Source organism: Sinomonas sp. (genome assembly GCF_036848755.1).
GTDB lineage: Bacteria > Actinomycetota > Actinomycetes > Actinomycetales > Micrococcaceae > Sinomonas.
This window is the reverse complement of the sequence record NZ_DAIUJO010000178.1, coordinates 1-1,390: the sequence shown is the minus strand read 5'-3', so window position 1 is coordinate 1,390 and position 1,390 is coordinate 1. Positions and strand designations below refer to the sequence as shown.

Genomic DNA, 1,390 nt, shown 5'->3' with positions numbered 1-1,390 from the left:
TCGGGTACGCGAACTCTGCTTCCTGGGCGTTTCGGGTACGCGAACTCTGGTTCCTGGGCGAGGACGACGGCGAAAGCCCCCTTCGTCGTCGTCCGCTCCTTTCGGGTTCGCGTACCCGAGAGGAGTCTGGAAGTGATTAGCCGTACCCGAAACGTTGGAAAGAGAGGCGATCGACGATGACGGACGCGAACTCTGCCGCAGGCCCGGGCGTCGAGGATACCGTTGCTCGTCCCGGCGGGGTGTCCTATCTGCGAATTCCCGCACGCGACCCCGCCGAGTCAGCGGAGTTCTATCGTTCCGTGTTCGGCTGGCGGCTGCGCGGCAGCCCTGAATCGCCGAGCTTCAGCGATGGCACCGGGCACGTGATCGGCCACTGGCGCACGGACTTGCCCGCAGTTGGCGAGGCGGGCGTCCTGCCCTACATCTACGTGAGCGATCTCGAGGACACCCTGCGCAAAGCCACCGAGCACGGGGCTGAAGTGGTCACCCCGCCCTATCCCGAGGGAAGTCTCCGGATCGCATCGATCCGCGACCCTGCCGGCAACGTCATTGGCCTCTGGCAAGACGGACCACACTGACTGCGCGGCCCCGGCCGACTACTGAGACGCCGCGGGCGTCATCTCCGTATTCCGCGTCCCAGCGATACTGGCTGTGCCGAGCCCGGCCCATGCGATGCCCGGTCATCCGCACACAGCTCGTACCCCTGCCCCGAGAAGGGCGGCTTTCATCCCGGAGGTATCGCCTTGAAGGCGCTGTTCGACCTGAGTTTCACCCGTTTCGTGTCTACTTCGATCGCAAAGATCGTCTACGTCCTCGTCATGATCGGCCTCGCCGTCCTGTACGTGGTGCTCGTGGCGGCTGCTTTCATGACCAGCACCGCTTTCGGCGTCTTCATGCTCCTCGTCGGCGGCCCGCTGACCGTGTTGATCTACCTGTGCCTGACCCGACTCGGAATCGAGTCCCTGATCGCGACCATCCGCGTCGCCGAGAACACCGCCGAGCTTGTCCGGCTGCAGCACGCACAGCAGCTGCCGCCCTCGCGCGAGCACGGGTGAGGGGACAGCCCGGCGCCGTAGCGTCACGGAGTGGCTCAGCCCGGGACCTCGCCGAAAGACCTCCAGATGAATCGCGCGAGGAGGAATCCGAACGCGCCGACCAGAACGCCGATGATCACCGTTCCCCAATCGGGACCGTTAGGGTCGAATATCCCGCGAAGGGCGAAGAAGCCAATTCCTTCGGCGCAGATGACAATCCCCGTTCCGGCCGCAAGTGCCCTTGCTGCGGCGGGCTGGGAACCTCGTAGCCGCCTCGACCCGAGGCCCAGAGCCACGACGGCGACAAGTCCCAGGACGATCGCAAACAGCGTCATGCTCCATCGTCCCACCCGCCA

The 1,390-nt window shown here is 65.3% G+C and carries 3 protein-coding genes; 2 read left to right on the top strand and 1 reads right to left on the bottom strand.

Annotated elements, in window-relative coordinates:
- Positions 1-176 precede the first annotated feature (176 nt).
- Positions 177-578, top strand: coding sequence for a VOC family protein (locus V7053_RS17850; RefSeq protein ID WP_334173608.1), 402 nt, complete (start codon positions 177-179; stop codon positions 576-578).
- A gap of 165 nt (positions 579-743) precedes the next feature.
- A complete protein-coding gene (locus V7053_RS17845; RefSeq protein WP_334173607.1) occupies positions 744-1,055 on the top strand; it encodes a DUF4282 domain-containing protein in 312 nt (103 codons plus the stop codon).
- Positions 1,056-1,090: 35 nt separating this feature from the next.
- Here V7053_RS17845 and V7053_RS17840 read toward each other — a convergent pair.
- Positions 1,091-1,390 (bottom strand): hypothetical protein (locus V7053_RS17840; RefSeq protein ID WP_334173606.1); only part of this gene is annotated, 300 nt, incomplete at its 5' end.

Excerpts from the sequence above, each read along its gene's own strand:
- V7053_RS17850 (WP_334173608.1), top strand. The coding sequence starts at position 177 with ATGACGGACGCGAACTCTGCCGCAGGCCCGGGCGTCGAGGATACCGTT.